Raw genomic sequence first — 8867 nt, 5'->3', positions numbered from 1 at the left:
GGTCATGTAGCGTTAACATTGCGGACCCGCACTACCCTGTCGAAGACCGAGACCATGACCGTTCGCCAGAAAGCACTGATCATCGATGACGAACCCGATATCCGTGAGCTCCTGGAGATCACCCTCGGACGCATGAAGCTGGACACCCGCAGCGCCCGCAACCTCAAGGAAGCCAGGGCGTGCCTGGCGCGCGAACACTACGACCTGTGCTTGACCGACATGCGGCTGCCTGACGGATGCGGTTTGGAGCTGGTGCAGTTCATTCAGCAGCAATACCCGCAGTTGCCGGTGGCGATGATCACCGCCTACGGTAGTCTCGACACCGCCATTGGGGCGCTCAAGGCCGGGGCCTTCGACTTTCTCACCAAACCGGTGGATCTCGCTCGGCTGCGCGAACTGGTCAATACCGCGCTGCGGCTGCGCACACCGAACCCCAACGAGCTGACAGTCGACAGCCGCTTGATCGGCGCCTCGCCGCCGATGAATGTGCTGCGCAAACAGATCGGGAAACTGGCGCGCAGCCAGGCACCGGTATACATCAGTGGCGAATCCGGCAGCGGCAAGGAATTGGTCGCGCGGCTGATCCACGAGCAAGGACCCCGTCACGAACGGCCATTCGTTCCGGTCAACTGCGGGGCGATTCCCGCGGAGCTGATGGAAAGCGAATTCTTCGGGCACAAGAAGGGCAGCTTTACCGGGGCGATGGAAGACAAGCCCGGTTTGTTCCAGGCGGCCAATGGCGGCACGCTGCTTCTCGATGAAGTAGCCGATCTGCCTCTGCCGATGCAGGTGAAACTGCTGCGGGCGGTCCAGGAAAAGGCCGTGCGCTCCGTTGGCGGCGCCAAGGAAGTCGTGGTCGATGTGCGGATTCTTTGCGCCACGCACAAGGATCTGGCCAGCGAAGTCGCCGCGGGGCGCTTTCGGCAGGACCTCTACTATCGGCTGAACGTCATCGAATTACGCGTGCCGCCCCTTCGCGAGCGCCGCGAGGATATTGCCCAGCTGGCCGAGGTGATGCTTCGCCGCCTCGCCCAGGAATGCGGCGACACGCCGGCCCGGCTGCAACCCGATGCGCTGGCAAAGCTGCAGAGTTATCGATTTCCCGGCAACGTGCGCGAGCTGGAGAACATGCTTGAGCGTGCCTACACACTCTGTGAAGGTGAAGAAATCAAACCCAGCGACCTGCGCCTGTCCGACGCACCCGGCATGCCGGAGCATGGCGCAGCAAGCCTGGCGCATATCGACAATCTGGAAGACCACCTCGAAGAGGTCGAGCGCAAGCTGATCATGCAGGCGCTGGAAGAAACCCGCTGGAATCGCACCGCCGCCGCCCAGCGGCTGGGCCTGTCGTTCCGCTCCATGCGGTATCGGCTGAAGAAGCTCGGGCTGGATTAGTTAAGGTTGGAGGCTGGAGGCTGGAGGCTGGAGGCTGGGCAGCATAATGGCGTTGTAAAAAGGTTGTCGACCCTTTGCGTGAAGCTTGAAGCCGGTCCCCCTCGTCCAGCTTCAAGCCTCCAGCTCTTTTGCCGGCTTTCTGCTTACCCCTGCGACAGCAGGTTGCGCAGATCCATAATGGCCGCGTTGGCACGCGAGATATAGTTCGCCATCACCAATGAATGATTGGCAAGCACACCGTAGCCGCTGCCGTTCAGCACCATTGGGCTCCACAGCGGCTCCTGCGCAGCTTCAAGCTCGCGGATAATCCGTCTCACACTGATCGCCGCATTCTTTTTCGCCAACACGTCGGCGAAATCCACCTCGATTGCGCGCAGCAGATGCGACAAGGCCCACGCTTGGCCCCGCGCCTCGTAGAACACGTTGTCGATTTGCATCCAGGAGGTCTCGACGCGCTCTTCCTCGACAAGCTGCGTTGCGCCTTCACGATCAAGCTCCGGCGCGATCTGAGGATCGAGACGCACGCGACCAACACTCGCTGAGAGGCGCTGGGACAGTGAGCCCAACCGAGTCCCAACGTCGCCCAACCAGTTGTTCAGATTATCGGCACGGGAGTAGAACTGGGCTTTGGCGGCAGGATCGCTCAAACGGACGAGGTAACGGTTGAGGTAGCGAATACCGTTACGGTATTCCGATTCGCTGGCAGGCAGAGCCCAGCTGCGATTGTCGAAGTTGAACAGCGGTTCGGCTTTGGACAGATCCGGATCTTCAGTCGACTGGGATTGCGACCGCGCGAAATCCTTGCGTAGTGCACGGCTGAGGTCGCGGACCTGAACCAGCACACCGTATTCCCAGCTTGGCATATTGTCCAGCCAAAGGCCGGGGGGCGCGAGGTCGTTGCTCAGATAGCCGCCTGGCTTGTCGAGCAAGGTGCCCGCGACCTGTTTAAGGGTTTCGACCGTTGTGTAGCCATTGACAATCTGCTGCTGCGAAGCATCAGCGGCTTGCCGGACATGCTGCTGTACCGGGAACCGGTCAGGCTCGGAGCTCCAGTACCACCCGACCAAGAGGGCTACCAATAAATAGAGGCCGATCAACAGGGCGAGCCCCAGCAATAGCGGATTGCGAGTCGCCCCATCCGCTCTGGCTGAGTTTCCCGACAAGCCGAGGCGGCCGAAACGATTCTTCCAATCCAACATGGGCGTCTGTCCTTCTCTTCATCAATTCAAAGATTCGATCGCCGGTCACGCGGAGCGTGCGGCATGTGAACCACTATAACGCAGCCGGTCGGCGGCAAGCCTCATAATGAGAACCAGGCCGCCTATCCGGAACCTTCGCCAACAACTGATAGGTGGTAGCATTGAGCCATCACAGTGGCCTTTGAGCGCACTGCCGCAGCGGGCCAGGGAACCGGACATGTCGGACCAGGAAGAACTCAAACAGCACTTCGCCCAACGGGTCATCCATCAGGCTCGAGAGGTGCTGGAAGTCTGGCAGCAACTGCAACGCAGCGAATGGAATGACACTTGCCGGTCTGCGCTGGCAGATGCCAACCAGCGTTTGCGAAAATTCGCCGAACGCTTCGAGCAAACCGAACACCGACTGCTCGCGCTTGGCATCGAAGATTGCCTGGGCGATATCAACGACAATCGCGGACGACTGTCCAGCGACACCATTGCCACACTCAGCCAGCTGATCTACCGTCTTGCACGCACGGGTCTGCGTCATGGCGATCCGCGCGGGCAGTCTGCCTACCTACCGCCGTTGAGCAAACCCGTCTACATCGCGCTGGAAGACCACCAACGCGCCCAACATGTGGTTCGCCAGCTGGAATTTTTCAGCATGAATGCGCACGCCTTCGCCAGTGATGGCGAATTCCGCGCAGCGATGCATGAGCGACACCCGGCCGCGATCGTCATGGACGTCGATTTCAATGGGCCTGGTGAAGGCCTGCGGCTTGCCGAGCGCATTCAGCAAGGACTGGAAGAAAAGCTGCCGCTGATTTTCTTCAGCCATCAGGAAACCGACACACCGATGCGGCTGGCGGCCGTGCGCGCCGGAGGGTTGGAATTCTTCACAGGCACCATCGATGCGTCGTGCCTTCTGGAAAAAATCGAAATCTTCACCCGCACAGCACACTACGAACCCTTCCGCGTCCTGATCATCGACGACTCGCGCGCCCAGGCGACACACACCGAAAGGGTATTGAACAACGCCGGGATCATCACCCAGACGCTCAATGAGCCGATCCAGGCGATTACTTACCTCGCCGAATTCCAGCCGGATCTGATCATCCTCGACATGTACATGCCCGAGTGCATGGGTACTGAACTGGCCAAGGTGATCCGGCAGCATGAGCGCTACGTCAGCGTGCCCATCATTTATCTCTCGGCCGAAGACGACCTCGACAAGCAGCTCGACGCCATGAACGAAGGCGGCGATGATTTTCTGACCAAACCGATCAAACCCAGCCATCTGATTGCCACGGTTCGCACCCGCGCCGAGCGGGCCCGCAGTTTGAAAGCACGGATCGTCCGCGACAGCCTGACCGGCCTTTACAACCATACGCACAGTTTGCAACTGCTCGACGATGCCAGCGCTCGTGCCCGCCGCGACGGGCAACCGTTATGTTTCGCGATGATCGATATCGATCATTTCAAGAAGGTCAACGACACTTATGGCCATCCAATGGGAGACCGGGTGATCAAGAGCCTCGCCCTGTTTCTCAAGCAACGCCTGCGCAAGACAGACCACATCGGCCGCTATGGTGGTGAGGAGTTTGCGGTGGTCATGCCCGACACCACTGCGCAGAACGCCGCGAAGGTGCTGGACGACATACGCGAACGCTTCTCCGAAATCCGCTACCCGGCGCAGCCAGTCGATCTGGCCTGCACCTTCAGTTGCGGCATTGCCGAGCTCACCCCGAGCGCGGACATCACATCCCTGACTCAGCAGGCAGACGAAGCGCTATACACCGCCAAACATGCTGGACGAAACCGAGTGGACAGGTTCCGGTCGTCACAGAACTGACATCAAACAGCCATATCTTCTAGCTTCCAGAATCCCCCGGAGGCCAGGATGCGCCTGAAGTCCCTTACCACCCTGAATACCTTGCTGCTGGTCGCCATATGCTTTGCCCTGGGCGCAACGCTTTGGTGGTCGGAGCGTGCGCTGGAGCGTCCATACCGATTGATGGGCCAGTACCTGAGCCTTTCCCAGCGTTTTCAGCATCAGGTCGCCGACAATATCCAGGACTACCTGAGCAGTGGCGACGCCCTACGCCACAAGGCCGCCCTGACTGAATTGGAGGGGCTTGCAGCAGATGTGAGCGCCCTGCCCGGCCCGTTCGCCACTCGCCTGCAGCCGAGCCTGGAACAGCTCCACCAGTTCGCCGCTACCGAGCTGCTCGCCGCAGGCAAGCTGGCAGGAGACCCTCAAGGCCTGCTACTGCAGGCCGAGCGTGAGATAGCCGGCGTACTGGAGCAGCTGCATCGCTATGCCGCGCAAGCTCAGCATCAGGCCGTCACTCTTTATCAACAGCCATTGTTCGAAGCCAGTCGACAACTGCTTCGCCTCAGCCACGCGAGAGCCAAGCTGACGGCCAGCGGCAATGACCAGTTGGCGGCCGAGGTGGAGCAAGCGCTGCAAGCAATAACGAAGGAAGCGCAAACGCTGCAAGCCCTACCGCTGCTCGGCGTTGCGAGTGAACAAAAATCCGGTGCAAGCACCTTCGCGGCGCTGTTGGACCTCGACGAGCAAGCCCCGGCGCAGACAGCTGAAGACCAAGGCATCGCCTTCAAGCGCGACCTCTCCAGCCTCCTGAAGCGATATCCCGGAGAACTGCAACGCACACGCGGCCTGATCGAGCAACGCCTGAAACTGATGGACAGCACCGAGCAGAAAGTCGCATCCCTGCAAATGGCACTCGACGACCTGGAGCCAGAGATCCGCGCGGAACATGGCCGTATCCAGGCAGAAGTACGGCTGATTCAGGGCACCATCATCGGGTTGATTCTACTGGTTGCACTTGCCATTGATCGTTTGCAGCGCCAACTCACGCGCTCGCTGGGGCAACTGGCTCCGGCGCTCTCCGCCTGGGCCGGCGGCGATTTCGAAAATCCTATCGATATTCGCTCCAAAACGCCTGAGCTGGTGGAAATCGGCACATCGCTCAACCAGCTACGCAGCTACCTGCTCACGCTTGTCGGCACGCTGCGCCAACATGCGCAAGAGGTGACCGGCAACAGTCGGAGCCTCGCCGAGATGAGCAATGATTTGCACCAGGGCGCCCGCCGCCAGAGCAGCGACACCGCGCAGATCCGGGACGCGCTGGGCGAGCTGGAAGCCAGCATCCAGGATGTCGCTACCAGCGCAGACCAGACGGCCGAGGCAGGCCGTGCTGCGGGCCTCGCCGTCACCCAGGGACAGCAGGTCATCGGCAGAAGCCTGACCGGACTGCACGGCCTGGTCAGCGAAGTGCAAAGCAACGCCTTGACCATCGAACGCCTGGCTGACCAAACCGGAACGATTGGCAAGGTACTCACCGTCATCCGTTCGATCGCCGAGCAGACCAATCTGCTTGCTCTGAATGCCGCGATCGAGGCCGCGCGAGCTGGCGAGCAGGGGCGTGGCTTTGCCGTCGTGGCTGACGAGGTGCGTACCCTGGCGCAACGCACCAGTGGCGCCACCGAGGAAATCCAGTTGCTGATCGGGAGCTTGCAGACCGCAGCACATCAATCGGTCCAAGCCATGCGCCTCCAGGTCAATCACGCCGAAGAGACGGCTCAGCTGGCCGAGACGGCGGATTCGGCGCTGAATCAGATTGTGGTCACCATCGGCTCCATCGAGCAGATGGCGGCACAGATCGCGCTGGCCACCGCCCAGCAGAGCGAAACGGTCAGCGAGATTCGTAGCCACAGCGAACGCATTCATCAGCTGGGCGATAGCAACCTGACGCATATCAGCCGTGGCCGTGAGCAGAGTGAACAGATGCTGCACCTGGCCAGCGAGCTGAACCAGGCGACACTGGCGTTCAAAGGCTGAACACAGTCGGATAGCGGGCGCCTCAGATGGGTGCCAGAGGGCTCAACGAGGGACAGCGGGACGCTGGGAAGGCTTACGTCCCTTTCCGCTAGGCTTGCCGCCAGCGGTCGCCGCCTTACGCCGCGCTTCGGCGGCCGCCTTGGCCTCTTCACGTTTGTCCCATGCATTGCCATCATGGCTGCGCGCAGGCAAACCGTTGTGCTGGGTGAGCATCTTGCCGCCCTGTCCGGCCTTCTTGCTGCCCACCGGGGTCGAATTCTTGCGACGGGCGCTCTGATAGCCTTCGGTCGCAGGCTGATGCGCCGGGATCAGCTGATGCTTACCGCTGCCGATCAGATCGGCGCGACCCAGCCGTTGCAAGGCTTCGCGCAGCATCGGCCAGCCCCTGGGGTCGTGATAGCGCAGAAAGGCCTTGTGAAGACGACGCTGTTCCTCGCTTTTGACAATGGGCACGCCTTCGCTCTTGTAGGTGACCTTGCGCAGCGGGTTCTTGCCGCTGTGGTACATCGCCGTGGCGCTCGCCATGGGTGACGGATAGAACGCCTGAACCTGATCGGCGCGGAAACCATTGGCTTTCAGCCACAGCGCGAGGTTCATCATGTCCTCGTCCGTGGTGCCAGGGTGCGCCGCGATGAAGTACGGAATCAGGTACTGCTCCTTGCCCGCCTCCTTCGAATACTTGTCGAACATCCGCTTGAACTTGTCATAGCTGCCGATCCCCGGCTTCATCATCTTGTCCAGCGGACCGCGCTCGGTATGCTCAGGCGCGATTTTCAGATAGCCGCCGACGTGGTGGGTGACCAGCTCTTTCACGTATTCCGGCGACTCGACAGCCAGGTCGTAACGCAGCCCGGATGCGATCAGGATTTTCTTCACGCCAGGCAACGCTCGCGCTTTGCGGTACAGCTCGATCAAGGCGCTGTGGTCGGTGTTGAGATTCTCGCAGATACCCGGATAGACGCAGGATGGCTTGCGGCAATGCTGCTCGATCTCGGGGCTCTTGCAGGCGATGCGGTACATATTGGCGGTCGGCCCACCAAGGTCCGATACCACACCGGTGAAGCCCGGCAGCTTCTTCATCCCTTCGATCTCGAGCAGGATCGACTCGTGCGAGCGGTTCTGGATGATCCGGCCTTCGTGCTCGGTAATGGAACAGAAGGTACAGCCACCGAAGCAGCCACGCATGATGTTCACCGAGAAGCGAATCATGTCGTAAGCAGGGATCTTCTCGCCGCCATAGGCGGGATGCGGCACGCGCGCATACGGCGATGCGAATACGTAGTCCATCTCTTCGGTGGTCAAGGGGATCGGCGGCGGGTTCAGCCAGATGTCATGATCGCCGTGACGCTGCACCAGCGCGCGAGCGTTGCCTGGATTGGTCTCCAGATGCAGCACCCGATTGGCATGGGCGTAGAGCGCCGAGTCATTGCGCACCTTTTCGAACGATGGCAGGCGGATCACGGTCCGGTCACGTTCGATCTTCGGACTGGGCAGAAGCTGGACGACCTTCGCCTCGTTCGGATCCTCGACTGGCCCCTTCTCCTGCTCGATGGCGCAGGCCTGCAAATCTTGCGTATTCACATAGGGGTTGATGATCTTGTCGACCTTGCCCGGTCGATCGATACGGGTTGAGTCGATCTCGAACCAGCCATCGGGCGCGTCCCGGCGGATGAAAGCCGTACCGCGAACATCGGTGATCTGCTCTACCGACTCGCCGCGCGCCATGCGTTGCGCCACTTCGACAATGGCCCGCTCGGCGTTGCCATACAGCAGGATATCCGCCGTGGCGTCCATCAGGATCGAGCGGCGCACCTTGTCCTGCCAGTAGTCATAGTGGGCGATGCGGCGCAAGGACGCTTCGATGCCGCCGAGCACGACCGGCGTATCCTTGAACGCCTCCTTGCAGCGCTGGCTGTAGACCAGGCTCGCACGATCCGGACGCTTTCCGGCTTGCCCGCCCGGGGTGTAGGCGTCGTCCGAGCGAATCTTGCGGTCAGCCGTGTAGCGATTGATCATCGAGTCCATGTTGCCGGCAGCGATGCCGAAAAACAGATTCGGCTGGCCGAGCTTCATGAAGTCGTCTTTGCTGTGCCAATCCGGCTGACTGATGATACCGACCCTAAAGCCCTGGGCTTCGAGCAAGCGGCCGATGATCGCCATGCCGAACGATGGATGGTCGACGTAGGCATCTCCGGTGACGATGATCACGTCGCATGAATCCCAGCCAAGCCGATCCATCTCCTCCCTGCTCATCGGCAGGAACGGCGCCGGACCGAAACACTCGGCCCAGTACTTGGGATAGTCGAACAGGGGCTTGGCTGCGTGCATGGCTAGAAACCGGGGCAACGAAAACGGGCGCGGAATATAGCACAAAAAATGACCAGGAAGGCCGGCTGCAGAGCTCAGGCTTGGAGGCTGGAGGCTGGAGG

The 8867-nt window shown here is 60.9% G+C and carries 5 protein-coding genes; 3 read left to right on the top strand and 2 right to left on the bottom strand.

Translation table 11 applies throughout. The features are described 5' to 3' along the window. Nucleotides 1-54: 54 nt before the first annotated feature. Nucleotides 55-1395 carry a sigma-54-dependent transcriptional regulator gene (locus tag NA637_RS23150; protein WP_256074867.1) on the top strand — a complete coding sequence of 447 codons (1341 nt, stop codon included), beginning with the start codon at nt 55-57 and terminating at the stop codon, nt 1393-1395. 143 nt (nt 1396-1538) lie between these two features. Here NA637_RS23150 and NA637_RS23145 read toward each other — a convergent pair whose 3' ends face one another. Further along, nucleotides 1539-2594, bottom strand: a complete 1056-nt coding sequence (locus NA637_RS23145; protein WP_256074865.1) for a DUF2333 family protein — start codon at nt 2592-2594, stop codon at nt 1539-1541. Between the two features lie 217 nt (nt 2595-2811). Between NA637_RS23145 and NA637_RS23140 the strand changes: the two genes are divergently transcribed. Further along, on the top strand, nt 2812-4425 hold the full coding sequence (locus NA637_RS23140; RefSeq protein WP_256074864.1) for a response regulator: 1614 nt from the start codon (nt 2812-2814) through the stop codon (nt 4423-4425). Nucleotides 4426-4473: 48 nt separating this feature from the next. Further along, entirely contained in the window at nt 4474-6438 is a 1965-nt protein-coding gene (locus tag NA637_RS25435; RefSeq protein WP_272889258.1) for a methyl-accepting chemotaxis protein, read from the top strand. A 42-nt stretch (nt 6439-6480) separates the two neighbouring features. Here NA637_RS25435 and NA637_RS23130 read toward each other — a convergent pair whose 3' ends face one another. After that, the gene (locus NA637_RS23130; RefSeq protein ID WP_256074863.1) at nt 6481-8766 is read right to left on the bottom strand and encodes a YgiQ family radical SAM protein; all 2286 of its coding nucleotides are present in this window, start codon (nt 8764-8766) and stop codon (nt 6481-6483) included. Nucleotides 8767-8867 lie beyond the last annotated feature (101 nt).

Source organism: Stutzerimonas stutzeri, assembly GCF_024448935.1.
In the GTDB taxonomy this organism is placed as follows: domain Bacteria; phylum Pseudomonadota; class Gammaproteobacteria; order Pseudomonadales; family Pseudomonadaceae; genus Stutzerimonas; species Stutzerimonas stutzeri_AO.
The sequence above is the reverse complement of the archived record's forward strand: the minus strand, read 5'-3'. Positions and strand labels throughout refer to the sequence as shown.

Coding starts and splice junctions, on each gene's coding strand:
- NA637_RS23150 (WP_256074867.1), top strand. CDS start 55: ATGACCGTTCGCCAGAAAGCACTGATCATCGATGACGAACCCGATATC.
- NA637_RS23145 (WP_256074865.1), bottom strand. CDS start 2,594: ATGTTGGATTGGAAGAATCGTTTCGGCCGCCTCGGCTTGTCGGGAAAC.
- NA637_RS23140 (WP_256074864.1), top strand. CDS start 2,812: ATGTCGGACCAGGAAGAACTCAAACAGCACTTCGCCCAACGGGTCATC.
- NA637_RS25435 (WP_272889258.1), top strand. CDS start 4,474: ATGCGCCTGAAGTCCCTTACCACCCTGAATACCTTGCTGCTGGTCGCC.
- NA637_RS23130 (WP_256074863.1), bottom strand. CDS start 8,766: ATGCACGCAGCCAAGCCCCTGTTCGACTATCCCAAGTACTGGGCCGAG.